Below are 23,017 nucleotides of genomic sequence, written 5' to 3'. Positions count from 1 at the left end.
GATGCCGGTGCAGCAGGGCCGTCCCGCACCGAAAATCAAGAGGTTCTGAAGGTGCGCTGCACGGGTTCTGAAAGCGGTGCGCGGCCATTTGGGGCAATCTCCCGCGCATCGACACCTCAGCAGCGGGATGCGCCCATGCCGTCCGAGACCATCAACCGGAGCCGCCGCCGCCTTCTCGGCGGCGCGGCCGCCACCATTGCGGCCGCCGAACTCGGCCTCGTGCATCCCGCACGCGCGCAGACGGGACAGGGCGCAGGCGCCACGTTCGGGCCGCTGAAGGCGGTCGATGCCGACCTCCTGCGCGTCGGCTATCTTGAGGCGGGCAATCCGTCCGGTCCGGTGGCGATCCTGCTTCACGGCTGGCCCTACGACCTCCACAGCTTCGCGGAGGTCGTGCCGTTGCTCGCTGCGGCGGGATACCGGGTGATCGTCCCCTACCTGCGCGGTTACGGCACGACGCGCTTCCTGGCGCCTGATGCCGTGCGCAACGGCCAGCAGGCGGCGCTCGCGGTCGACGTCATCGCCCTGATGGACGCGCTCGCCATCCGTCAGGCCGTTCTCGCCGGCTTCGACTGGGGCGCCCGCACCGCCTGCATCGTCGCCGCCCTCTGGCCGGAGCGGTGCAAGGCCCTGGTGTCGGTCAGCGGGTACCTGATCGGCAACCAGGATGCCGGCAAGAAGCCGCTGCCGCCGCAGGCCGAACTTTCCTGGTGGTACCAGTTCTACTTCGCGACCAGCCGCGGCCGAGCGGGCTACGAGGCCAACCGGACGGAGTTCGCCCGGCTGATCTGGCGGACGGCCTCGCCGCGCTGGCAGTTCGACGACGCCGCCTTCGCGCGCAGCGCCGCGGCCCTCGACAATCCGGATCACGTCAGCATCGTCATCCACAATTACCGCTGGCGCCTGGGTCTCGCCGACGGCGAGCGGCGGTACGATCCCCTCGAAGCCCGCTTGGCGGAGATGCCGAAGATCGGCGTGCCGACGATCACCCTGGAGGGGGATGCGAACGGGGCACCGCACCCCGATCCCGGCGCCTACGCCAAGCAGTTCTCCGGGCACTACGCGCATCGTACGATCGGCGGCGGCATTGGGCACAACCTTCCCCAGGAGGCCCCCCAGGCCTTCGCGCAGGCCGTGGTGGACGTCGATGCCTTCTGACCGTCGCCTCCGTGGGCCCAGCGCCCTTCTCCTGGCCTGCGCCGCCTCAGGCCTTGTCGTCGCGGCCGCCCGGGCGTTGGATGGGAGCGGCAAGCACGCCGCGCCGATCTACGGCGTCACCGTTCCCGAAGGCTACCGCGACTGGCGCCTGATCGCGCCGGCGCTCGAGGATGCGCCGCTGAACGAGTTGCGCGCCGTCGTCGGCAACGATCTGGCCGTGACGGCCTACCGGGCCGGTACGCTGCCGTTCCCGGATGGCACGGTCCTGGTGAAGCTGGCCTGGGAGCGGATGCCGTCCGCGGAATTCGAGTCGGCGACAATGCCCGGTCGGGCGACGACCGTGCAGGTCATGGTCAAGGATGCCAAGCGTTACGCCGCGACCGGCGGCTGGGGCTTCGGCCGGTTCATCGACGGCAAGCCGGTGGACGAGGCGCAGCATCAAACCTGCTTCGCCTGCCACGAGGCGCGCGTCAGGAACCATGATTACGTCTTCACCCGGTACGCCCCTTGAGCGGATTCGAGGGGTGCGTCGGCTTCGGGCCGATCTCACGGGGTGGCGTACAGCCGTCCCCTGAGGCCTCTCGCCCGGCAGGACCGGCATCAGGGGCGGACGGGCGCGGCCCGGTCCCCGTGCAAGCGCCGCCCCTTGGCCGGGATCCGGCCCGAGCAGATCGGTGCCGCCCTGACGATCCTCGGGCAGCTCTCTCCGCACGGGCGGCGCCGGGGGCACAGGTGCCCGTCGTCCGGGAAGGTTCGCGCGACCCGGCCGGTGCGGCACGGCCGGCGCCTGCAAATCGGGCCTGATGGAGCGGGACCATGCCCCGGCCGGACGCCCTCAATAGGCGGGGACGATGCGTTGGTCCGGCAACGGCGCGCGCATCGAGAAGTGCAGGCCGGCGGGCTGATAATCGAAGGCCAGCTCGGCCTGGCATTGCACCTTCAGCACGCGCTGGAGCAGCGTCGACCCGAAGCCTTTCCGGGTCGGCGGCTCCGTCGGCGGACCGCCGCGCTCAACCCAGTCGAGGCACAGCACCTGATCGGTCGGGGTCTTCTCGACCGTCCAGCTGATCCGGATGCGGCCTTCCGGAACGGACAGCGCCCCGTGCTTGGCCGCGTTCGTGGTCAATTCGTGGATGGCCATCCCGGTCGGAACCGCAAGATCGCCGACCAGATCGACCCTGGGGCCGTCGAGAACGATGCGGGACCCTTCGCTGTCGTTGTAGGGCCCGAGTTCGTTCATCAGCATGTCGCTCAACGGCGCCTGCTGCCAGTAATCCTCGGTGAGCAGGTTGTGCGTCTTCGCGAGCGAGATCACCCGCGCCGAGAACGATGTATAGAACGCCTCGACGCTGGTCGCGGATCGGGACGACGCGCCCAGCAGGGCCTGAACCGTCGCCAGCGTGTTCTTCACACGATGATGCAGCTCGCGGATCAGGAGCGTCTGTCGTTCCGCCGAGCGCTCGCGCTCCTCCAGATAGGCGCAGGCCTCAAGTTGCCGGCGCCTGGCGCGATGGGCCGAGCGCGCCGCCATCACCAGCGTCGCCGGGTGGAACGGGCGCTCCAGCACGCTGACGTTCCCCAGGAGGTCCGTGAGCTGGACCTTGGGTTCAGCGCCCCGCTGGGTCAGCAGGATGAACGGAAAGTCCGACCACGGCGGCTGCGCGCTGATCCAGTCCGCCAGGACCTGCCGGTTGGAGGAGAACAGCGCCTCCTCGGTGATGACCGCGCAGGCCGCCGTATTGAGGCCGGCCACGACCTCGGTGAGGTCGCCGCAGATCCGCGAAGCGATCCGCTCCTCGCCGAGGATGGTCGCGGCCACATGCGCATCGCGACCCGTCGGGGCGAGGACGAGGACCGGCGGTTCAGCCTCGGCCATCAGGAGCCGCGGGTGTGTAGCAGCGACGACCGCTCACCTTCGAATGTCGGGACACCGGTCATGATCCCTCGGAACGCGCTCAGCGGCTCGCCAACGCGGATCCCGTGCGAGTCGATCCGCAACTCGCGGATCGCATCCTCGTGGCTGCCGGTCCGCTTCTTCACGACGGAGATGGCACGGCGCAGACGCCCCTCGGCCTCGAACGTGCGAAAGAGCAGGATCGTGTCGCTGAGATAGGTCAGATCGACATTCGCGCTCATCGGCCCGATCATGCCGTGCTGCGCCAGGACCAGGAGCGTGATGACCCCCTGTTGATTCAGGTAGGTCAGCAGTTCGTGCATCTGCAGAAGGAGGTAATTCTCCTCCGGCATGGCGTTGTGATAGCCGGTCAGGGAGTCGATCACCACCAGGGTGACCCCGCGGTGCTCGACGGCGTTCTGTACCATGTCGGCGAGCTCGCCCGGCGAAACCTCGGCGGGATCGATCTGCTCGACCTGGAGAGCGCCGGACGCGATCGGGTCGTCGATCGGCATGGACAGGCCGGTCGCCCGCCTCCGCAGCACGCTCGTCGTCTCGTCGAAGCTGAGGATCAGCGCCTTCTCGCCGCGGGCGATCGCCGCGGTGACGCTCGTGAGCGCCACAGTCGACTTGCCGACCCCGGACGGACCGATCAGCATCGTGCTCGTCCCGCGGTCGAGACCGCCCCCGAGCAGCTCGTCGAGTTCGGCACTTCCCGTGCCGCACTGGGCGTCCGGATACCGCCCGACATGCTCGGCGGCCACGAGCCGCGGGAACACGGTCAAGCCGCCGCGCCGGATGACGTAATCGTGGTACCCGCCACGGAACGGCGTGCCGCGCATCTTGATCACGCGCAGCCGCCGCCGCTCACCACCGTACAGGGGGGCGAGCTGTTCCAGCCGGATCACGGCGTGACTCAGACTGTGCAGGCTCAGGTCGTCTTCCTCGGCGGTCATATCGTCCAGAAGAAGCGCCGTGATGTTCTGGATGAGCAGGAAGCTTCGCAGGGCGTGAACCTGCCGGCGGTAGCGCAACGATCCTTGCGAGAGCAGCCGGATCTCGGACAGGCTGTCGAACACGACGCGCGTGGGTTTGGCGCGCTCGATCTCGGCGATGGCCATGCGGACCGTCTCGCCGAGTTCGAGATCGGACGTATGGACGAGGGTCTGCCGCAGGCTTGGATCCAGGCTGAGTTCCGGCGCGACGAGTTCGCAGATCTCGATGCCGTCGAGCGACCAGCTGTGACGCTCCGCGACGTTCAGAAGCTCGCGCCGGCTCTCCGAGAGCGTGATGTAGAGGCAGCCCTCGCCGTGCTTCGCGCCATCGAGCAGGAACTGCATCGCCAGCGTCGTCTTGCCGGATCCGGGCCGTCCTTCGATGAGATGCGAACGGCGCGCCGCGTAGCCACCCTCCAGGATATGGTCGAGACCGACCAGTCCCGTGGAGACCGGCGCTGCATCGTGTTCGGTCACTGGCGCTCCACGCTCCGGGCCGTCGTCAGTCGACGGCACATGCTCGTACACGAACTCACGCGGGGCGGGAACGGCGCGATGCCTTGGCTTGTCAGAAGCGGAGAGGCGCCTGTCCACACCTCCGAGGCGCCGGGTTGGATCGTGAGGTCCCACAGGGGCCGGCCGAAAGCGGCTCTTCCGCTTCGGAGAGCGATCGCCAGCTTTGGCGCTGAACGGGAGGATCGCTTTCACGCCCTCGTGCGTTCCGATCCACAGCTACCCAACCCTGGGTAGAACAGTCGAGAAAGTGGAGGCGGTGATGCTGCGCGGTGGATTGCTCTGGCTGCTTGGAATCCCCCTGCCGATCATCCTGCTCCTGTGGTTCTTCGGCGTGTTCCATTAAGCGCAGGCGGTCAGGCGTCATGCCCTACACGGTCGAGATCACAACGCCACCGACGGAGATCGATGGCGAGGCGCAGGCGGCGCGGATGTACCAGCTGCCCGATCCGTTCGGTACGCAGGCTGAGGCCAAGGAAGCGGCCGTTGCGCATATCGCTGCGCTCGGGCTCGATCCCGCCTGCGTCCTCTACAACGTCTTCGATCGCGAGGGCTTCACCGTCGCGTCGAATGTCGCGCTGCCGGCCGGGACGGGGTAATTCGAAGGCCGTGGGCCGGCGCCCCGCGGTGTCCAGTTCCCCCGCATGCGCCGACCCTCACGCGACCGCCCGGCCAAGGCCTCACGGGTAGGGCGCGGAGAACTGGTCCGCACCCCCCTGTCATCGCGCGTCCCTCCGCAACAGCACCGTGCGGGTCGCGAACACCTCGGGCACATCAGCAGGGGGAGCTAAACTTATAGTCGGTGGGGGTGCGGCCGTCATCACAGCTCTGCGGTGGCCGGCACAAAAAAGGCCACTCCCGAAGGAGCGGCCCCAAGTCTTGGGAGGAAACGCCCTAGAGAAGGGCTGCGAAACCGCGACGTCGTCGCGGCCTCACCCACCCGACCTATGCACCTGCGACGCAGCGCACAACCGCATCGAGGCTCCATAATGCGCATAAGTGCGATGGATTTCCCCGTGAGGTGCGCTTTCACACCATAGCTCGGTGCGGAATGCTGACCCGTTCGGCCTCCAGGATCTCACGGCAGACGCCGGCGCGGAGGCCGGGCGTGGCCCCGGTCCTGGGCGCCTAATCCGTCAGGACGGCGATGAGCGAGAACGATGTGGCGAGGACGAACGTGCCCGCCACGAGGGACGAGATCAACAACATGGGAAAACCTTGGGATGCCGAATGGCTATGCTGTCCCAATGCTCAAGGTCCGTTCCCGGTTGCAACCCGGGCTTGCATAACCGCCCGGCTTTCGGCGACCTTCCGGAACACGGTTATCGGACAGGGCGTCGGTCGCGGCCATCGTCCGGCATCCGCAAGGCACGCGGTGTCGTAAGCGAGACCTGTCAGGTGCAGCAGCACGGCAGCCCGGAACTCCCATGGTGATGGTCCGGGCGCCGGACCTTCGCGCGCTGCGCGTCCGCGAACCGGGCCGCCAAGCGGAGGCCGCCCGGCACCGCAGCGGCCGGGCGAATCACGGCGGCGATCAGAATCGCACCAGCAGCCACCCGGATTCGACGCCAAATCGCCCGATCTGCAGGCAGAATGCCTCGACAGATTGCAATTTCGGCCGCGGCTCGTAAACAGGTTTCTGGTATACCAGAGCTCCGCACAGGCAAGCGGTGCGTATGCGCGTCGAACGGGCACGTCCTGCGGCGGCTGGTGAGCGAGGGATGCGAAGGATGACGGAGACGAGCCGTCCGGAACATCGATCCGGAAAGGCGGCGGGGTTTCAGCTGTTCAGGCCGATCCTGGCGGGCGCGACCCTCCGTGAGCGCCTCGTCGCCTGCCTCGGCGCGCTCGCCGGCATCACGCTCACGGGCCTGATCTGCGGCCTGTTCTTCGGCCAGGGACCGCACATCCCGCTCATCGTGGCGCCGATGGGCGCCTCGGCCGTGCTCCTGTTCGCCGTGCCTGCCAGCCCGCTGGCCCAGCCATGGTCGATCATCGGCGGCAATACGATCTCGGCCTTCATGGGCGTGCTCGCCGCCCACTTCATCCCCAATCCGGTCATGGCCATCGGCGTCGGGGTCTCGCTGGCGATCGCGGCGATGTCGCTCACCCGCTGCCTTCACCCGCCCGGCGGCGCTGCCGCCCTGACGGCGCTGATCGGCGGCCCGGCGGTCACCTCCGCGGGCTTCCTGTTCCCCCTGTTTCCGGTCTGCCTCAACTCCATCATCCTGGTTGCGCTCGGCATCGCGTTCCACAAGATCTCGCGCCGCAACTACCCGCACGTCCCGGTGGCGGCGTCGGTCAACACGCATGGAACGGCGGATCTGCCGCCGCCCCTCAGGGTCGGCTTCACGTCGGACGATGTGGACGCGGCCCTGATCGAGCTGCACGAGACCCTGGACATCGACCGCGCCGACCTCGACCGGCTTCTCCGACAGGTCGAACACCACGCCCTGGTGCGGATTCAGGGCGATCTCACCTGCCGTGAGGTGATGTCGCGCGACGTGGTCACCATCGGAACGGACGCACGCGCGGAGCGGGCACGGGAGCTCCTCATCGCGCACAACATCCGCACGTTGCCCGTTGTGGATGGCGCGGGCCGGCTTGCGGGCACGCTCGGCCTGCGCGAGCTGACGCTACATGGAGACGTCGGCATCGCGCAGGTGATGTCCGAAGCGCGGACGGCTCGGCCGGACGCGCCGATCGTCGCGTTGGCGTCCGCCCTGACCGATGGGCGCACCCACGCGGTGGTCGTCGTGGACGACGATCGGCGCGTCCTCGGGATCATCACCCAGACCGACCTGCTCGCGACCCTGGCGCGTCTGATCTCGGCCAAGGCCTTCACGTCTTCCGAGCCGGTCCCCGCTTAGGCGCGCCCGCCCCGGCCCGACCGTATCGGCCGCTCGATCGGCGCCGCGAACATCGTCCCTGCCGAACGCTGTGCGCGGATCAGAGGTCACGGCGTCGCGCGGGCCTTGGCCCGGTTGTTGCCAGGGATCCTGCTTTCCGGGCAATGCGACGGCCGCAGGATCGAGACGATGCAAGACGAGGTGCTCCTCCCCCTGCTGAACGCCATCCTGATGGCCTCGAGCATGATGCTGACGTGGCAGGTCTATCTCCTGCGCAAGCCCAAGGCGCACTAAGCCGGCCTCCGGCCCGATCCGGCCGGCCGCACCAGGATCCAATCGCGCGCGGCTGGGCGGCCGCGGGACGCGATCCTGCGAAGCGGAGCCCGGCTAGGGCGCGCGGCATTCCATGACGGCGGTCGCCTCCACGACGCTGAGGGCGCGGCGCCGGACCTCCAAGGGGGCGTCCGGCCCGTCCGCGACGGCGGACGCCTCTCGCCTGAGCGAGGCGTCGCACGCGCAGGAATGGTATCCGGCCGCTTCGTAGCAGGCGTCGTGGTGCATGCAGGCGGTGTCGAGGGCGTCCGTCGGGGGCAGTCCCTCGCCGCGCTGACCCTTGCCGCAGTAATTCCCGTGGAACAGCTCCTGGCCGGCGACGACGCGGCCGAGGTCGCCTTTCGGGGGCGCCGGCGCCTCTTGCCGTCCCCCCGGGTTCAGGTCGTTGGCCGGCCCGCCGGCCCTGGAGCCGGAGGAGCGCAGCGCCTTGGGGATCCTGGAGCGCTCGCCGGGCTCGTTCAGGGCCTCGCCGGCCCGCCCGTTCGGATCCGAGAGTTCCGGCAAGGGCGGGGGCGGACCGGGACGGGGTTCATCGGCCTCGACCGACGTGGCGGGCACCTCGCCTGCGCCCTGGGCCAGGGTTGCGTGCGGGCAGGCCACGAGCATGAGCCCGAGCAGTGCGAGGATGGATGGTTTCAAGGGTACCCCCGATTGGCGGCTCCCTAAACTCGAAGCTTGGCTCTTTCGTTCCCGGGCGGCGCACCTGGAGGTTGTGACGCGGGTCTCAATCCCGAAACCCACAATCCACCCTGGGGCGGCATCGATGATCGCATCGGTCGAGGGGCGCGCCGCGAGGGCAGGCGGGGCGTGGGCGGCTCAGGCCGCCCTGGGACGCCGTCGCACCAGTCCGCGCAGGATGCGCAGCGGCAGAAAAATCAGCTTCAGGACGGCCCGGGCGAGCAGGACCGCCAGGACGGCGAGGACGGCCAGTGCGGTGTTGAACATGCTGGGTACCGGTGCCGCCCCCGTTGTCGGAGGGCGGATGATGGGGAATCCGTCATCGCGTACGCCGTGAACGCGGCGAGATGGTGGACGCAACCGCATCGGGCTGCCCGCGGCGATGTGCGCCACGCGAAGCCGGCCGCGCCGGATGGGTGGACCGTGGCACGGTTTCGGCTTTCCGAAGGGCCAGGTTGATCGATCCAGGCCGATCGATCCAGGCTGGTCAATTCATGCCGGTCAATTCATGCCGGTCAATTCATGCCGGTCAATTCATGCCGGGCGTCCCCGCGAACTCCGGAAGGCGGGGCTCGCCAGGCGACGGCTCCACTAGGAGGATGTATCCGCGTTGATCAGTGTGTGCAGCCCCGGGCGATGGCTGGATGGGAGGGCCCGATGTTCCTGAGCATCTTCGACATCTTCAAGATCGGCATCGGTCCGTCCAGCTCGCACACCATGGGACCGATGCTCGCCTCCGCGCGCTTCCTCGACGCGCTCCGCGCGCACAGGGCCCGCGCATCTGACGCATCTGGGCCGCTGCGGATCGAGGCTGTCCTGCGCGGAAGTCTCGCCTTTACCGGAAAGGGACACGCGACCGATCGGGCGGTGGTGCTCGGCCTGCTCGGCTTCCGCCCGGACACGCTCGATCCGGACGAGGCCATGCGCCGCGAAGCCGCGTTGCGCGCGAACTGTTGGATCGACGTCGCGGGCCTTCCCCGGATCCACTTCGATGCCGAGACCGGGATCGTTTTCGACTACGGGCCGCCGTTACCGGGCCACGCCAACGGCTTGATCTTCCGCGCCTTCGACGCCGAGGGCGCTCCGTATCTCACGGAAACCTACTACTCGATCGGCGGCGGCTTCGTCCTGAGCGCGGAGGAATTGTCCGGTGGCGACATCAAGGCTGTCGATGCCTCCGTGCTGCGTCCTTATCCGTTCGGGAGCGCCGCCGAGATGCTCGTGATGGGCGCGGCGTCGCGGTGCAGCATCGCGGCCATGAAGCGCGCCAACGAGACGGTTGGCCGCGGGGAAGCGGAGCTCGATGCCGGCCTCGATCGGATCTGGGCGGTCATGGATGCGTGCATCGATCGCGGCCTCGCCACCGAGGGCACCCTGCCGGGCGGCTTGAACGTCCGCCGCCGGGCCCGCCGGATCCATCAGGCACTGCTCTCCGAGCGGGGCAGCAACACGGTCCAGCCGCACGTCGCGAACGATTGGCTGTCCGTCTATGCGATGGCGATCAACGAAGAGAATGCCGGCGGGGGCCGCGTCGTCACCGCACCGACGAACGGAGCCGCCGGAGTCGTCCCGGCGGTCATTCGATATTATCGCGACCACTGCATCGGCGCGAACCATGCCGGTGTCCGCGATTTCCTGCTGACGGCTGCGGCGATCGGCGGCCTGATCAAGACCAACGCCTCGATCTCCGGTGCCGAGGTCGGCTGCCAGGGTGAGGTCGGCTCGGCCGCCGCGATGGCGGCCGCCGGACTCTGCGCCGCGCTCGGCGGCACCAACGAGCAGGTCGAGAACGCCGCCGAGATCGCCCTCGAGCACCACCTTGGCCTCACCTGCGACCCGATCCGCGGATTGGTGCAGGTGCCGTGTATCGAGCGCAACGGCCTCGGGGCGATCAAGGCCGTTGCCGCCGCGTCGCTGGCGCTCCGCGGGGACGGCAGCCACATCATGCCGCTCGACAATTGCATCGAGGCGATGAAGCAGACGGGGCGCGATATGAGCGTCCGGTACAAAGAGACGTCGACCGGCGGCCTCGCGGTCAATCTTCCGGAATGCTGACGGAGGGCGCTCGGGCGGCGGCGGGGCGAGACCGAGGGGTGTCGGGGCCCGCTCGCCCTCGTCCTCGGCCCGATGCCGCTACATCGATTTGCGTCCGCCCTGATATTCCATCTGGCACCCGAATGGCCGGGATGCGCGGCGAAGCGGCCGGCCGGCTCTGGCCGAGAGCGGTCCGACCAGGCTCGAACCCCGGCGAGAGGTTGCGCCGTTCGCGACTGAGGATCGTAGCTCGGGGTCGTCATCGAACGCTTGGTACCCGCTCTCAGGAGGCCGCTCACGACCCGCCGCAGAAGCCGGCAACGTCCGCTTGCAGGCTGCCGGTGGTGCAGTGACCTACGCAAGAACGAGTAGACCGCAGCCCAAACGCCGTCGCGCGACCCACGCCACGTGGACACGACCGCAGGTGAGGACCGATAGGGGCTCGGGTCAGCACATATCAGTGACTGGCGCCGCTCTGGACCGCTTTGATGTGACGTACGAAGTCATACAAATCGGAACCCTTGATCCAAAAACGCTCAACCTGCGGTTCCCGCGCCGATCGGCCCGGCAGTATGAGGTGACCAAACGATAATTCGTTCGCTGTTGGAGAAGGCAGATGGACGCCGACCGAGCTTCACCCCACCAGACCGTCGACGGTGCCGCCATCATGCGGCGCGTCGGATGGCGGATCGTGCCGTTCCTGGTGCTCTGCTACTTCATCGCCTACGTCGACCGGGTGAACGCAGGCTTCGCCGCGCTCACGATGAACAAGGATCTCGGCCTCTCTCAAGCGATGTTCGGCATCGGCGGCGGGTTGTTCTTCGTCGCTTACGTGCTGTTCGAGGTACCGAGCAACATCGCGATGGAGAAGGTCGGCGCGCGACTCTGGATCGCGCGCATCATGATCACCTGGGGCCTCGTCGGCGTGGCGATGGCCTTCGTGGTCGGCCCCTACAGCTTCTACCTGTGCCGGTTCCTGCTGGGGGCGGCCGAGGCGGGCTTCTTCCCCGGCGTGATCCTCTATCTCACCTACTGGTTCCCCAAGGCGTACCGGGCCCGGATCGTCGCCATGTTCATGGTCGCCATCCCGATCTCGAGCTTTCTCGGATCCCCTATCTCGGCCTCGCTTCTCCAGCTCGAAGGCGCGGCGGGGCTGCATGGCTGGCAGTGGCTCTTCATCGTCGAGGCGATCCCGGCCGTGCTGCTGGGCCTCGCCGCCCTGGTCCTGCTGCCGAGCCGCCCCGCGGAAGCCAAATGGCTCGCGCCCGACGAGCGGATGTGGTTGCAGGACCAGCTCGCTGCCGATCGCTCCGGCGCCTCCCCGGTCGCCCACCACCTGCCGCTGCACAAGGTGCTGACCAACAAGTACGTCTGGGCGCTGGCGCTGATCTACTCGGGCAGCTCCGCCACCAGCAACGCCCTGTCCCTGTGGCAGCCGCAGATCCTCAAGGCGTTCGGCCTGTCCAACCTGGAGACCGGCCTCCTGAACATGATCCCGTTCGGCATCGCGTCGGTGTTCATGATCTTCTGGGGCCTGCGTGCCGACCGGACGGGGGAGCGGGTATGGAGCACCGCCCTGCCGCTGGCGGCGACCTGCCTCTGCCTGTTCGCCACCAACCTCACCAGTTCCCTCACGGTGACGATGGTCCTGCTGAGCCTCGTCCTGATGGGCAACTACGCCATCAAGGGCCCGTTCTGGGCGATGGCCACCGACTGGCTCTCGGTTGGTACGGCGGCGGCCGGGATCGCGGCGATCAACACGCTCTCGCATCTCGGCACCGGCATCGCCTCGTGGCTGCTCGGCGTGATCAAGGATCAGACCGGCAGCTTCCCCCTCGCCCTGCTGCCGCTCGTGTTCCTGACTGGTTCGGGCGCAATCATGACCCTGATCCTGGGTCGAGGCACACGAGCACGAGCGGCCGCACCTTCCCCCGCGGCAGCCGAATGAGTGCTCCTGGAAGACCGGGCAAGCGCGTCAGCGGGGCTGGAGCGATCCGCTGACGCTCGTCCGCATGATGGCTGCGGTAGGAGCCCGATATGATCTCGCGTCGCACATTCCATGGCGCCCTCGTGGGGGTCGCGGCGGCTGGTGTCCGGACGCAACGGAGTTTCGCACAGGGCACGGCCATGACAGCGGTCGACTGCCACGCGCACGTCTTCAAACGGGGACTGCCCCTGGCCGCAAACAGCCGCTACGCGCCCGACTACGATGCGACGCCAGAGGTTTACCTCAAGACCCTGGATGCCAACGGCATCACGAACGCCGTGCTGGTGCAGCCGAGCTTCCTCGGGACCGACAACGGCTACATGCTGGACGCCTTGAAGCGACACCCCGTCCGCTTCCGGGGCATCGCCGTGGTGCAACCCGACATCTCACAGGGTGCCCTCAGCGAACTGGCTTCGGCTGGCGTGGTCGGTATTCGGCTCAACCTGATCGGCGCACCAAATCCGCAGTTGGACGCCGAGCCCTGGCCGATGTTCCTGAGGCGCCTGACCGATCTCGGCTGGCAGGTCGAGATCCAGGCCGAAGCACGTCGATGGCCGGAGTTGCTGCCCGTTCTGCTCGAGAGCGGCGTGACGATCGTCGCCGATCATTTTGGCAAGCCCGACTCCAAGCTGGGTGTTGACGATCCGGGCTTTCAGCACCTGCTCAAGGCGGGCGCCACTGGCCGCGTCTGGGTCAAGATCTCCGGCTCCTACCGCAACGGCGCCGGGTTGCCTGCCGCCGCGATACCGCTCCTGCGCGACAGCTTCGGTCTTGATCATCTCGTCTGGGGCAGCGACTGGCCTCACACCCAGTTCGAGACGGCAACGCATTACGCAGCCGTGCGCCGCGAACTGGATACGTGGCTGCCCAACGATAGCGACCGCCGGGTCGTCTTGTTCGACGCACCACGCAGGTTGTTCTGGACGACACAGAATTAGAAGGAGCCAGCCGGGTGCTGCAGACAAGCTTACACGGCGGTGTCAGATCGGACGCGCCGTGCCGCTTTCCGATGGCGGGCTGAGGTCCGCTTCCCACCCAAGCGGACCCGCACGACGTCCGCTTCGCGGACCAACAGCACTGCATAGCTGGGCCCGACAGCGGCCGGCATGCTGCGCCGACCGGGAACGACAGTATGGTGTGCCCGCCCCTTTCCGAGGATCACGATCCCGTTGATCGGGCAGCTGAAGGGACCGCTTCAGCTTTGTGACCAGCAGCCCTGCGGCCTCTGATTTGTCCGGCCCCTTTTGGCGCAACACACGGAGACGGTGCAGCAGGACCCTGACCTCCCCATCGGCAGCGACGGTCTCCGCATTCCGTCGGAGCAGCCGCTCACTCCAGGGATCCGACATGCTCCTCACAAGCCTCTGCCGACCACCTCACAGATTCGTGAGGTATTGAGTTTGCTGTACATGATAGTGGGCCGGCACGGGAGTAGCCAACCATGCCTGACGAAACGCCGGTCTCGATGGCCTTAGCTGTCCGCACACTGGTCGGTATCGAGTTTATCGACGGGGGCGACACGGTCGCGGTCCGCTTCGCCGCAGCAGATGGCCAGATCATCGGCGTGGTGATCCCCCGAAGGGTGTTTGCGGAGTTGCAGGCGACGGTTCCTGATGGCTCGGATCGTGAGCGATAAGCCGGGTCTGTATCGGGCCGCGACGTCACGGCCGCTTCCGGGCGTGATGCCAAGGTCCGATACCCACCCGCTACGGCCCCGGCCACCGGGCACCAGGCGTCGCGCCTTTGAACCACGCGGTTCGATCCCCACGCAGCTGCGGGCCGGGCGGCGCGCAGGGCCGCATCCCGACCGTTTCGCCTGACCGGCGCGGTCTGCCCGAAAAACGCCCGGCCGTTGGGCGACGGTCGATGGGGGCCCCGCGCCCTCCCACTCCAGCCGGACGAACAGCCCCCGCATGCCGATGCCGCGTCTCGCCCCGAGCCTCGCGCTCGCCGCCCTGCTCCTGCCGGCCGCCGCGCAGGCCCAGGACCGCGGCAGCGTCAATCCGAAACCGCTGCCGCCCCTGGAGCACCCGGACGCGCCCTCGACCCCCGCCAAGGCCCTGTTCGGGCGCGTCAGCCGGGCCGCCTCGGGCCCGGCCCACATCTACGGCTTCTACGCCAAGGGCTGCTTCTCCGGCGGCGAGGCCCTGCCGCTGGACGGGCCGAACTGGCAGGTCATGCGCCCGTCGCGCAACCGGATGTGGGGCACGCCGCACCTGGTCGATTTCATCGAGCGCCTGTCGCAGAAGGCCGTGCGGGTCGGCTGGCCGGGGCTGCTGGTGGGCGACATGGCCCAGCCCCGGGGCGGCCCGATGATCACCGGCCACGCCTCGCACCAGATCGGCATCGACGCCGACGTCTGGCTGACGCCGATGCCCGACCACCGCTTGAGCCGGGCGGAGCGCGAGGAGACCTCGGCGACCGACATGGTCCGCTCAGACCGCCTCGACATCGATCCGGAGGTCTGGACGCCCACCCATCTGCAGCTGATCAAGCTGACGGCCGAGCAGCCGGAGGTGGAGCGCATCTTCGTCAACGCGGCGATCAAGAAGGCGCTCTGCCGTGACGCCGCGGGCAGCCGCTGGATGTCGAAGGTGCGCCCGATGTACGGGCACAATTACCACTACCATATCCGGCTCGCCTGCCCGGCCGGCCAGGACGATTGCCAGCCGCAGGGCGCGCCCCCGTCCGGCGACGGCTGCGACGACCTCGGCTACTGGTTCTCGGACGCGGTGCTCCACCCGAAGCCCCCGAAGGTGCCGCCGAAGCCCAAGCCTGCCATGACCATGGCGGCGCTGCCGGCCGCCTGCCGGACGGTGCTGAAGGCGCCGTAGGCCGCGTCACGCCTTGAGCTGGCGATTCCGCGCTCGCCGTGGGGCAGGACGACGGAGCGCGGCCCGTGCCGCCGCGCTCCGTCGCGTGATCGCCCTGGCCCTCCCTCGAGAAGGTCAGCGCCCCTTCTTGTAGAGCTTGCTGGCGATCTCGAAGATCTCCTGCGGCGCGTAGTTCGGTGCGAAGGCGCCGTAATTGCCGTCGAGTTCCGGGATCTTGCCGCCCTCGGGCAATCCGTCGACGACCTCCAGGTTTCCGGGCGGATCGCCCGGCAAGGCCACCTCGTCGTTCGACCAGACGCCCGCCGCCTCCTTGTAGTCGTCCGGGCTGAAGCTGTAGAGGCGCCGATGCGAACCTTCCTGAAGGTACTTCTGGCACTCCGGGATCTTGTCGAGGACGATGTTCGGGGTCGGAAGCATCTTCTCGATCTCGACACCGGTGAGCTTCTTGAGCGCCAGCGCATAGGCGTGCGCGTGGACTGATCCGCGGACCAGCAGGTAGCCGCAGACTTCCCGACCCGTCGGGTCCTTCAAGGTCTCGTAGACGCGCAGCTTGTGCAGGCGGGCGCCGCATTCCAAGTGGAAATTGTGCAGCAGGTCGATGATGATGTTGCCCGTCGTCGTGACCATGTCGACGTTCCACGACTGGGCATTCGAGTTGATCGGCGTCGCGCCGCCGCCATTGCTGAGGAAGCTGCCGGCGAGCCGGATGTCCTGCATGTCGTGGAACGGCGCCTTGGACACATCGACCTCTTCGGTGTCGTCGCCCGGACCGTTGTTGAGCATCGCGATGCCCGTCGAGACGAGTTCGACGTGCCCGAGTTCTTCTGCAAAGATGCTGGAGACCAGGCTGTAGAACGGCCGGAGCTTCGATTTATTGCGGAAATTGAAGCTCTGGAACATGTAGTTGCCCAGGGTCGACATCTCGCCGTACTTGCCGCCGAGCAATTCCTGGAGCGCCGCCGCCGCGTTGGGGTCGGGCTTTTTCGGCTGGGGCAATTCCGCCTGCAGGCGATCGAGCTTCATGAACATGCGGATAGCTCCGTTTGCGCGAGATGCGCAGTAGGGCATCGCTTTGTGCGTGTGATCGTTCCTCCACCCGCCGCAGAGCAGAAGCGGAATTTCCCCGCGTCCGGGGCGACGCGCATCGCGGGCCGCCTTCGAAAGCGGCGCGGCCGATAACCGCGCCGCCTCGCCGCGCGCGCTGTTCGGTCCGCCGCGGCAATGTGCTAACGCCCCGGGATGCCCCGCTGGCTCTTCCTCATCCTCGCGACCGCAGTCGCCCTCTCGGTCCTGGGCAGCGTGCTGATCGTGCTGCGCAGCCCGAACAGCACGCCGCAGCTCGGCGGCAACTTCCTCACGCCCGCCGCACCCGGCATGAAGCCGCGGCCCGGCACGAGCCCGTAAGGCAGCGGTCCGCATTCGGACCGTTCGCGCGGCCATACCCTCGGCCTGCCATCCGCTTCAATTTCAATCAGAAGTCGCCGGAATTCGGTGATTCCGGAGCGCTGTTCGCTGGGGCCGACGCGAAACCCGGCCGAAGGGCTGGACCTCGTGTGCAATTTACGTCTTGTAGCGAGGTAAGAGCGCGGCCTGCGGGCCTTGGCGCTTCGGGCTGAGAGGGGCTGAGCCGGATGGAGACGGGCGGAACCGCCACGAGCCACGTGCCGGACGAGTTGAAGGCGGAGGCGCATCGGGGTGATCCGTTCGCCGCGGCCGTGCGCGCGACCCGGATGCCGATGATCGTCACGGATCCGAGTCAGCACGACAACCCGATCGTCTTCGCGAACAACGCCTTCCTGAAGCTCACCGGCTATACGCGGTTCGAGGTGCTCGGCCGCAATTGCCGCTTCCTTCAGGGACCGGAGACCGAGTCGGCGGCGATCGACCGGATCCGCGACGCGGTCCGGCAGCAGGTCGACGTGCGGGTCGACCTGCTCAACTACCGTAAGGACGGCACGACCTTCCACAATGCCCTGTATGTCGGGCCGGTGCGGGATGCGGACGGCAAGGTCGTCTACTTCTTCGCCTCGCAGCTCGATGTCAGCGAGCAGTATGCCCTCACTGCCGAGATCGAGCGGCTTGAGGGCGAGCTCGCGGAAGCCCGGACGAAGCTCGCCGCGCGCTAGAGCCCGATGCCGCGCGCTCAGGGCTTCGTCAGGAAGCCGATCGGTTCCCGTCCCGGCTGGCCGAGCCAGAGCAGCACCGCGCCGAGACCGAGCCCTATCAGCGAGGCCGGCGCCAGGGTGAGCGGCAGGCCGAGGATGTGCCAGAGCCAGGGCGCCGCCCCCTCGACGCTGCCCTGCAGGGCGCCGGCCTTGTCCTTGAACAGGGTGGCGATCACGTCGGAGAGCGGCGTCACCCGCAAGCCGTTATTGGCGATCGAGCGGGCGCCATCGTACACCAACGCGACGAAGCCGCCGGCCATCAGAAGAAAGCCCAGGACGCGGGCCAGGAAGCGGAACATCGCGGGGCCTTCTGAGCCTTCTGTGAGCCGTATCGGCGCGCCCCGGAGGGCACCTGCCACGGCAGTATGAGCCCCGGCCGCCCGGTGCAAGCGCCGCGGCCGCGCGGTTGCCGGTCCGTCGGCCCCGTGCCACAGGATCGGCCGGCGGCGGCGGGCCGTTGTGGGGACGGTCGGGCTTGGACACGCGCGCGATGACACCCGGCCTCGTGATCTTCGATTGCGACGGCGTTCTGGTCGACAGCGAGCCGCTGAGCCTGGCCTGCCTGACGGCGGGCCTCAACCGCATCGGCGTGGACATCGATCTCGCCACCGTGCGGGCGCGATTCACGGGCACCTCCATGGCGTCGATCATGACGCATATCGCGGCGGATTTCGGCATCACGGCACCGCCGGGCTTCGTCGAGGCGGTCAAGGCCGAGACCCTGGCCCTGTTCGACGCAGAGCTGAAGGCGATGCGCGGCGTCGCGGCGGCTGTCGCCGGCCTGGGCCTTCCGGTCTGCGTGGCGTCGAGCAGCGACCCGGTCCGCCTGCGCCACTCCCTGGGCCTGACCGGATTGCTGCCGCTGTTCGGCGACCACGTCTTCTCCTCGGCGCAGGTGGCGCGGGGCAAGCCATTCCCCGACCTGTTCCTGTTCGCCGCCGAGCGCATGGGCGCCGAACCCGCCGCATGCCTCGTGATCGAGGACAGCGTGCCCGGTGTCACGGCCGCAAGGAGCGCCGGCATGCGGGTCGCGGGCTTCACCGGTGGCGGCCATTGGGGGCACGATCCGGCCGGCAACGATCTGGTGCGCGCCGGGGCCACGCGGGTCTTCTCGGATTTCGCCGACCTCGCCGCAGTGATCGGCGGCCCCTGAACCGTCTCGCCTCTTGGGAGCGCGGACCGCACCGGCTTCCTGCCAAGCACGGCCGCAAAATCGGAAACCGATTTCGTTGACGTCCCGCAGCCGCGCCTCCATCTTTGGTGGTGCCGGAGGAGAGCCCGCTCCCGCTCCGGCCGCGGTGATTTGAGAAGCGTAGCTTGCGCCGCGTCATCAAACGCTAAAGCACTGCGACGGCCTTGTGCCGCGCGGTCCTTCAGTCTGGAGGACATCCGATGACGAGCCGACCTCGTTCTCTTCTTAACCCGCTCCCGAACGCGCAGGGCTCCCGCGCCGATCGCCGGCGCTGTCGACGCTAGATCGCCGGCAATCCGCAGCCCGCATCGCGTTCCGGCCAGGCGTCACGCCGGCCAAGGGAGTGCCCACACCATGCACAGTCTCCACGCAGATCTCAGTCCCGACGACCGCCTCGACCCCGCCGAACCGGCCCGGGTGATCGAGATCGGCGAGATCACCGCCGGGATCGCCGTTCCCGAGGGACGCGGCGTGCGGTTCTTCTCATCCGCACGCGATTTCGACGGTCTCGACGGCGCCGTGTTCCGCACCGCCGAGCAGGCCGCCCGCGCGGCCCGCGCACGCGTGAGCACCCGGTCCCGGACGGCCGCGCGGCGGGATCAGCCGCGTCTCCGGCACGCCTGAGCGGCGCGCTACTTGCTGCACTCGTCGCGGGTGCGCTTCATCGCTTCCGAGAACCCGCCGAGCGCGTATTCGTCGCTCGTCGGGCTCCCGCGCAGCGAGGTGGTCTTGACGACGAGCTTCGGATTGCGGGCACTCATCTCCGCGACGACCCGCGCCTCCTCGGCCGGGTTCTGCAGCCAGGCATTCCCGTCCTTCACCACCAAGCCGTAGCGGCTGGCGCCGAGATTCAGGCTCGGGTCGGTGGGCGCGGCGGCCGAGCCGGGCTTGACCTGCGACGCCGCCGGCTTCGACGGGAAGCCCAGCATCACCGCCACCTCGTTCTGGACGTTCTCGCCCTTGCGCACGCTCACGAACAGGTAGGCGGTGTCGCGCTTCAGGGTCTTGGGCGAGCGGGTCTGGGGCTGGGCGATGGCGTAGCAGAGCTTGTTGCGGCCGTCGCCGTTCACGAACACGTTCCAGTCGCCGAAGATCGCCACCGGCGTGGCCTGCTGCATGCCCGGCGGCGTCGCCGTGGACTTCTCGGCCCGCCTCGGCCGCTCGCGGCCGTGGCGGCGACCGCGGCGCCCGGAGGCGGCCTCGCCGGCCGCGGCATCGGGCGCCGCTTCCTGGGCCTGTGCGGCCGTCACCGACAGGCCGGTGCCGCCGACGAGCCCACCGAAGAGACCGGTGGCGAACCCGGATGCGAGCAGGGTGAGGGCTCCGACCGGGAGCAAGCGGGAGACGCGGACCATCTTCACTTCCTGACGACGGGCGGCTCCGTCAGGAACCGCACCGGGGATCGGGATTAGTGAAGCTTGCGTAAAGCGTCGGCAAGATGGCGACGCGTGTTCCGGTGTTCAGAGCGCGCGCGCTTCCGCGGCCCGGGCGGCGATTACGGCCACCGGCACGGCCACGGGTTCCACGGCCGCAGCGATAGGCCCCGGGATCGCGTTCGGCTGCGCCGGGGCGGCGCGCGTGGGCGCGAAATCCTTGCGGGGCGGATCGTTGTAGGGGGTGTTGTAGCCCTTGCGCACAGCGGCCCAGTAGGACTCGCGCGTCAGGCCCGAACCCGTCAAAGCGGCATCGACCATGGCTGTCGCATGCGCCGCGAAATCCAGCACGTCCTCCGGGTTCAGCCAACTCTCGACGGGCATCCTGCGAACTCCGATCCAAACGGCGAAGCTTCTAGCTGAGCGGACTTAGCCAGAGGCTGAACGCGCGGGTCAGAGGATGGTTGCGATGCACAATTCCCGTCAAGCCCTGTGGGTAAGTGGGTCAGCCTGGACCTGATGCGGGAGGGCGCGGCGCCGTCGGCGCGCCCCGGGACGGCCCGGTCACCGTCCTTGAAGACGCTACAATTATTAATATTCGTCTCGAACGAATGTAGAAATATTGACGCAAACAAAACCGATACGACACATAATCCGATAAAATCAAGATTTTTTGTTCAAAAATACGGATTTCGTGTTGTGATTGCATAACTTAAAACTTGCGAGGCCAAATATATTGGCCCAGGCTCCTCACCCGGTGCCGCGTGAGTCCCGCGGTCAAGACGGGGGACCGCTCATCGAAGCGGTGTGGTCGCGATGGTGGGAGCCGTGAACAGCATTCTGCCGCTCGTTGTGGTTCAGCGCGCCCAGGCACCCGCCCACGCCCCGGTCGCAAGGCCGGATACGGCCGCAGGATCGGCCGGGGAGGCCCCGGCCGATCCTGCATCGGAGCCGTTCCGCTCTGTCAGGAGGGCGGAGATGGAGAGCCTGCTGGCATCCCTGGGCGTGGCCCCGACCGGCATCCACGACATGGCGGCCCATCTGCTCCAGGAAGCGGAGCGGAAGCTGGTGCGGCTCCGCGCGGAGGCGCAGGCCGCCCGTGTGGCGGGCGATCGCAGGGCGGCCGACCGTATCGCCCGGGAGCTGGTCGTGCTGGCTCGGCAGATCTCCGATGCCGCCCAGGACGACGCCGTCGCGGAGGCTGCGCCGGACTTCGTCTCGCCGGCCCTGGCCAAGGCCGCCGCGCGGACCAGCGCCGCGAGCGGAGCGGCGCCCGCGAATCTGGCCGGCGAAGCCGAGGCGGCGGCGTCCGAGGCGACGCAGGCCGCTGCGGCGGACGGCGATCCCGGAGCGGAACAGCCGGAACTGAGGGGAGACGCCGGTGAGGTCTCACCGTCCCAGCCGGTGGATCGCGAGCCGGTGCCCGACAGCCCGGTCACGCGCGGGTCGGGCGGCGCGGAGGACGAGAGCGTCCCGAGCATGGCCCACAGGCTGCTCGACGAGGCAGAGACGCTGCTCGGCGCGATGGAGCAGCTGGCGGGCCGGCGATCGTCCCGGGTCCTCCGCTCCGATCCGCCGCTCTGACCGACGGTTGCCGAAGCCCGGTATCGGATCCGGTCAGGCCAGCCGCTCGATCCAGCCCTGCGCCTGCGCCCGGACGCTGTCGGGCGCGGTGCCGCCGTAGCTGGTGCGGCTCGCCACCGAGTTCGCGACGCCGAGCACCGCGTAGACCGCGTCGGTGATGCGCGGCTCCGCCTCCTGCATCTCGGCCAGCGACAGCTCTTCGAGTCCCACGCCCTTGGCGGAGGCGACGCCGACGAGGCGGCCGGTGACGTGGTGGGCCTGCCGGAACGGCAGGCCGAGCTCGCGCACCAGCCAGTCGGCGAGGTCGGTGGCGGTGGCGTAGCCGGAGCCGGCGGCCTGGGCGAGCACCGCGGCGTTGGGCTCCAGATCCTGGACCATGCCGGTCAGGGCGGCGAGGCACAGGGACAGGGCCTGGAGGGCGTCGAAGGTGCCCTCCTTGTCCTCCTGCATGTCCTTCGAATAGGCGAGCGGCAGCCCCTTCATGACGATAAGCAGGCCGGTCAGCGCGCCGATGATCCGGCCGGACTTGGCGCGTACCAGCTCGGCGGCGTCGGGGTTGCGCTTCTGCGGCATGATCGATGAGCCGGTGGTGAAGCCGTCCGACAGCCGCACGAAGTTGAACTGGGCCGAGGTCCAGACCACCAGCTCCTCGGCGAAGCGCGACAGGTGCACGGCGCAGATCGAGGCCGCCGCGAGTGCCTCCAGGGCGAAGTCGCGGTCGGCGACCGAATCGAGCGAGTTGGCGGTCGGCCGGTCGAAGCCGAGCGCCGCCGCGGTGGCGTGCCGGTCGATCGGGAAGGACGTGCCGGCGAGCGCCGCGGCGCCGAGCGGGCACTCGTTGAGCCGCACCCGGGCGTCGCGGAACCGGCCCCGGTCCCGGGCCAGCATCTCGACATAGGCGAGGCAATGGTGGCCGAAGGTCACCGGCTGGGCCGATTGCAGATGGGTGAAGCCCGGCATCACGGTGCCGGCGTGCTTCAGCGCCGTCTGGCTGAGCGCCCGCTGCAGGTCGGCCGCCTGCTGGTCGAGCGAATCGAGGGTGTCGCGCACCCAGAGCTTCATGTCGGTGGCGACCTGGTCGTTGCGCGAGCGCGCCGTGTGCAGGCGGCCGGCGGCCGGGCCGACGATCTCGGTGAGCCGGCTCTCCACCGACATGTGGATGTCCTCGAGCTCGCGCCTGAACGTGAAAGTCCCGGCCTCGATCTCGTCGCGCACGGACTTGAGCCCGGCCTCGATTGCGGCCACATCCTCCGCCGGCAGGATGCCGGCTTGGCCCAGCATCGCCACATGCGCCAGCGAGCCGCGGATATCCTGGGGCGCGAGGCACTTGTCGAATCCGATGGAGGCGTTGATCTCCTCCATGATCTCCGCCGGGCCGCTCGCGAAGCGGCCGCCCCACATCCGGTTGCTCATGTCGATCCTTCCGCG

At 68.6% G+C, this 23,017-nt stretch carries 23 protein-coding genes; 14 read left to right on the top strand and 9 right to left on the bottom strand.

The window, feature by feature from the left end; genetic code table 11:
* Positions 1-135: 135 nt before the first annotated feature.
* On the top strand, positions 136-1,158 hold the full coding sequence (locus tag JOE48_RS17985) for an alpha/beta fold hydrolase (protein ID WP_210031848.1): 1,023 nt from the start codon (positions 136-138) through the stop codon (positions 1,156-1,158).
* Entirely contained in the window at positions 1,148-1,669 is a 522-nt protein-coding gene (locus tag JOE48_RS17980) for a cytochrome P460 family protein (RefSeq protein ID WP_210031845.1), read from the top strand. The genes JOE48_RS17985 and JOE48_RS17980 overlap by 11 nt, the downstream gene beginning before the upstream one ends.
* Positions 1,670-1,993: 324 nt before the next feature.
* Here JOE48_RS17980 and JOE48_RS17975 read toward each other — a convergent pair whose 3' ends face one another.
* Both JOE48_RS17975 and JOE48_RS17970 read right to left on the bottom strand, forming a co-directional pair.
* Positions 1,994-3,034: a sensor histidine kinase gene (locus JOE48_RS17975; protein WP_210031844.1), complete on the bottom strand. Its 1,041-nt coding sequence runs from the start codon at positions 3,032-3,034 to the stop codon at positions 1,994-1,996.
* Positions 3,034-4,524: an ATPase domain-containing protein gene (locus JOE48_RS17970; protein WP_210031842.1), complete on the bottom strand. Its 1,491-nt coding sequence runs from the start codon at positions 4,522-4,524 to the stop codon at positions 3,034-3,036. Before JOE48_RS17970 ends, JOE48_RS17975 begins: the two co-directional genes overlap by 1 nt.
* Before the next feature lie 401 nt (positions 4,525-4,925).
* Here JOE48_RS17970 and JOE48_RS17965 point away from each other — a divergent pair, with 401 nt between their 5' ends.
* Positions 4,926-5,159, top strand: coding sequence for a hypothetical protein (locus tag JOE48_RS17965; RefSeq protein ID WP_210031840.1), 234 nt, complete (start codon positions 4,926-4,928; stop codon positions 5,157-5,159).
* A 1,131-nt stretch (positions 5,160-6,290) separates the two neighbouring features.
* Complete coding sequence (locus tag JOE48_RS17960) at positions 6,291-7,430, top strand: HPP family protein (RefSeq protein WP_210031838.1); 1,140 nt, start codon at positions 6,291-6,293, stop codon at positions 7,428-7,430.
* 366 nt (positions 7,431-7,796) lie between these two features.
* Here JOE48_RS17960 and JOE48_RS17955 read toward each other — a convergent pair whose 3' ends face one another.
* Positions 7,797-8,348: a phospholipase A2 family protein gene (locus JOE48_RS17955; RefSeq protein WP_210035874.1), complete on the bottom strand. Its 552-nt coding sequence runs from the start codon at positions 8,346-8,348 to the stop codon at positions 7,797-7,799.
* Positions 8,349-8,558: 210 nt separating this feature from the next.
* Complete coding sequence (locus JOE48_RS30845) at positions 8,559-8,687, bottom strand: hypothetical protein (RefSeq protein ID WP_280921324.1); 129 nt, start codon at positions 8,685-8,687, stop codon at positions 8,559-8,561.
* Between the two features lie 390 nt (positions 8,688-9,077).
* Here JOE48_RS30845 and JOE48_RS17950 point away from each other — a divergent pair, with 390 nt between their 5' ends.
* The 5 genes from JOE48_RS17950 (at position 9,078) to mepA (ending at position 15,275) form a co-directional block, all read left to right on the top strand.
* Complete coding sequence (locus JOE48_RS17950; RefSeq protein WP_210031835.1) at positions 9,078-10,475, top strand: L-serine ammonia-lyase; 1,398 nt, start codon at positions 9,078-9,080, stop codon at positions 10,473-10,475.
* Between the two features lie 595 nt (positions 10,476-11,070).
* Entirely contained in the window at positions 11,071-12,402 is a 1,332-nt protein-coding gene (locus JOE48_RS17945; RefSeq protein WP_210031834.1) for an MFS transporter, read from the top strand.
* A gap of 89 nt (positions 12,403-12,491) precedes the next feature.
* A complete protein-coding gene (locus JOE48_RS17940; protein ID WP_210031832.1) occupies positions 12,492-13,379 on the top strand; it encodes an amidohydrolase in 888 nt (295 codons plus the stop codon).
* Positions 13,380-13,882: 503 nt separating this feature from the next.
* Positions 13,883-14,077 carry a hypothetical protein gene (locus JOE48_RS17935; protein ID WP_210031830.1) on the top strand — a complete coding sequence of 65 codons (195 nt, stop codon included), beginning with the start codon at positions 13,883-13,885 and terminating at the stop codon, positions 14,075-14,077.
* A 277-nt stretch (positions 14,078-14,354) separates the two neighbouring features.
* Positions 14,355-15,275 (top strand): penicillin-insensitive murein endopeptidase, encoded by a 921-nt coding sequence (gene mepA, locus JOE48_RS17930; protein WP_210031827.1) that lies wholly within the window; start codon positions 14,355-14,357, stop codon positions 15,273-15,275.
* Positions 15,276-15,389: 114 nt separating this feature from the next.
* Here the strand turns inward: mepA and JOE48_RS17925 are convergent, their stop codons facing one another.
* Complete coding sequence (locus JOE48_RS17925) at positions 15,390-16,304, bottom strand: manganese catalase family protein (protein WP_210031825.1); 915 nt, start codon at positions 16,302-16,304, stop codon at positions 15,390-15,392.
* Between the two features lie 210 nt (positions 16,305-16,514).
* Here JOE48_RS17925 and JOE48_RS17920 point away from each other — a divergent pair, with 210 nt between their 5' ends.
* Together JOE48_RS17920 and JOE48_RS17915 are read left to right on the top strand one after the other, a co-directional pair.
* Complete coding sequence (locus JOE48_RS17920) at positions 16,515-16,679, top strand: hypothetical protein (protein WP_210031823.1); 165 nt, start codon at positions 16,515-16,517, stop codon at positions 16,677-16,679.
* Between the two features lie 227 nt (positions 16,680-16,906).
* Entirely contained in the window at positions 16,907-17,401 is a 495-nt protein-coding gene (locus JOE48_RS17915; RefSeq protein WP_210031821.1) for a PAS domain-containing protein, read from the top strand.
* Between the two features lie 17 nt (positions 17,402-17,418).
* Here the strand turns inward: JOE48_RS17915 and JOE48_RS17910 are convergent, their stop codons facing one another.
* A complete protein-coding gene (locus JOE48_RS17910; protein WP_210031819.1) occupies positions 17,419-17,739 on the bottom strand; it encodes a PetM family of cytochrome b6f complex subunit 7 in 321 nt (106 codons plus the stop codon).
* A 191-nt stretch (positions 17,740-17,930) separates the two neighbouring features.
* On the opposite strand from JOE48_RS17910, the gene JOE48_RS17905 reads away from it, so the two are divergent.
* Positions 17,931-18,593, top strand: a complete 663-nt coding sequence (locus JOE48_RS17905; RefSeq protein ID WP_210031816.1) for an HAD family hydrolase — start codon at positions 17,931-17,933, stop codon at positions 18,591-18,593.
* A gap of 393 nt (positions 18,594-18,986) precedes the next feature.
* A complete protein-coding gene (locus JOE48_RS17900) occupies positions 18,987-19,256 on the top strand; it encodes a hypothetical protein (RefSeq protein ID WP_210031815.1) in 270 nt (89 codons plus the stop codon).
* 8 nt (positions 19,257-19,264) lie between these two features.
* Here the strand turns inward: JOE48_RS17900 and JOE48_RS17895 are convergent, their stop codons facing one another.
* Both JOE48_RS17895 and JOE48_RS17890 read right to left on the bottom strand, forming a co-directional pair.
* Entirely contained in the window at positions 19,265-19,987 is a 723-nt protein-coding gene (locus JOE48_RS17895) for an invasion associated locus b family protein (RefSeq protein WP_210031814.1), read from the bottom strand.
* A 105-nt stretch (positions 19,988-20,092) separates the two neighbouring features.
* Complete coding sequence (locus tag JOE48_RS17890) at positions 20,093-20,389, bottom strand: hypothetical protein (protein WP_210031813.1); 297 nt, start codon at positions 20,387-20,389, stop codon at positions 20,093-20,095.
* A 594-nt stretch (positions 20,390-20,983) separates the two neighbouring features.
* On the opposite strand from JOE48_RS17890, the gene JOE48_RS17885 reads away from it, so the two are divergent.
* Entirely contained in the window at positions 20,984-21,589 is a 606-nt protein-coding gene (locus tag JOE48_RS17885) for a hypothetical protein (protein ID WP_210031812.1), read from the top strand.
* A gap of 33 nt (positions 21,590-21,622) precedes the next feature.
* Here the strand turns inward: JOE48_RS17885 and argH are convergent, their stop codons facing one another.
* Entirely contained in the window at positions 21,623-23,002 is a 1,380-nt protein-coding gene (argH, locus tag JOE48_RS17880) for an argininosuccinate lyase (RefSeq protein ID WP_210031811.1), read from the bottom strand.
* Positions 23,003-23,017: the final 15 nt, after the last annotated feature.

The organism is Methylobacterium sp. PvR107, from assembly GCF_017833295.1.
Taxonomy (GTDB): domain Bacteria; phylum Pseudomonadota; class Alphaproteobacteria; order Rhizobiales; family Beijerinckiaceae; genus Methylobacterium.
This window is presented reverse-complemented; position numbering and strand designations above follow the sequence as displayed.

Bases quoted from the DNA above. Each gene is read 5' to 3' on its own strand.
- JOE48_RS17985 (WP_210031848.1), top strand. From the start codon at position 136: ATGCCGTCCGAGACCATCAACCGGAGCCGCCGCCGCCTTCTCGGCGGC.
- JOE48_RS17980 (WP_210031845.1), top strand. From the start codon at position 1,148: ATGCCTTCTGACCGTCGCCTCCGTGGGCCCAGCGCCCTTCTCCTGGCC.
- JOE48_RS17975 (WP_210031844.1), bottom strand. From the start codon at position 3,034: ATGGCCGAGGCTGAACCGCCGGTCCTCGTCCTCGCCCCGACGGGTCGC.
- JOE48_RS17965 (WP_210031840.1), top strand. From the start codon at position 4,926: ATGCCCTACACGGTCGAGATCACAACGCCACCGACGGAGATCGATGGC.
- JOE48_RS17960 (WP_210031838.1), top strand. From the start codon at position 6,291: ATGACGGAGACGAGCCGTCCGGAACATCGATCCGGAAAGGCGGCGGGG.
- JOE48_RS17955 (WP_210035874.1), bottom strand. From the start codon at position 8,348: ATGCTCGTGGCCTGCCCGCACGCAACCCTGGCCCAGGGCGCAGGCGAG.
- JOE48_RS30845 (WP_280921324.1), bottom strand. From the start codon at position 8,687: ATGTTCAACACCGCACTGGCCGTCCTCGCCGTCCTGGCGGTCCTGCTC.
- JOE48_RS17950 (WP_210031835.1), top strand. From the start codon at position 9,078: ATGTTCCTGAGCATCTTCGACATCTTCAAGATCGGCATCGGTCCGTCC.
- JOE48_RS17945 (WP_210031834.1), top strand. From the start codon at position 11,071: ATGGACGCCGACCGAGCTTCACCCCACCAGACCGTCGACGGTGCCGCC.
- JOE48_RS17940 (WP_210031832.1), top strand. From the start codon at position 12,492: ATGATCTCGCGTCGCACATTCCATGGCGCCCTCGTGGGGGTCGCGGCG.
- JOE48_RS17935 (WP_210031830.1), top strand. From the start codon at position 13,883: ATGCCTGACGAAACGCCGGTCTCGATGGCCTTAGCTGTCCGCACACTG.
- mepA (WP_210031827.1), top strand. From the start codon at position 14,355: ATGCCGATGCCGCGTCTCGCCCCGAGCCTCGCGCTCGCCGCCCTGCTC.
- JOE48_RS17925 (WP_210031825.1), bottom strand. From the start codon at position 16,304: ATGTTCATGAAGCTCGATCGCCTGCAGGCGGAATTGCCCCAGCCGAAA.
- JOE48_RS17920 (WP_210031823.1), top strand. From the start codon at position 16,515: ATGCCCCGCTGGCTCTTCCTCATCCTCGCGACCGCAGTCGCCCTCTCG.
- JOE48_RS17915 (WP_210031821.1), top strand. From the start codon at position 16,907: ATGGAGACGGGCGGAACCGCCACGAGCCACGTGCCGGACGAGTTGAAG.
- JOE48_RS17910 (WP_210031819.1), bottom strand. From the start codon at position 17,739: ATGTTCCGCTTCCTGGCCCGCGTCCTGGGCTTTCTTCTGATGGCCGGC.
- JOE48_RS17905 (WP_210031816.1), top strand. From the start codon at position 17,931: ATGACACCCGGCCTCGTGATCTTCGATTGCGACGGCGTTCTGGTCGAC.
- JOE48_RS17900 (WP_210031815.1), top strand. From the start codon at position 18,987: ATGCACAGTCTCCACGCAGATCTCAGTCCCGACGACCGCCTCGACCCC.
- JOE48_RS17895 (WP_210031814.1), bottom strand. From the start codon at position 19,987: ATGGTCCGCGTCTCCCGCTTGCTCCCGGTCGGAGCCCTCACCCTGCTC.
- JOE48_RS17890 (WP_210031813.1), bottom strand. From the start codon at position 20,389: ATGCCCGTCGAGAGTTGGCTGAACCCGGAGGACGTGCTGGATTTCGCG.
- JOE48_RS17885 (WP_210031812.1), top strand. From the start codon at position 20,984: ATGGAGAGCCTGCTGGCATCCCTGGGCGTGGCCCCGACCGGCATCCAC.
- argH (WP_210031811.1), bottom strand. From the start codon at position 23,002: ATGAGCAACCGGATGTGGGGCGGCCGCTTCGCGAGCGGCCCGGCGGAG.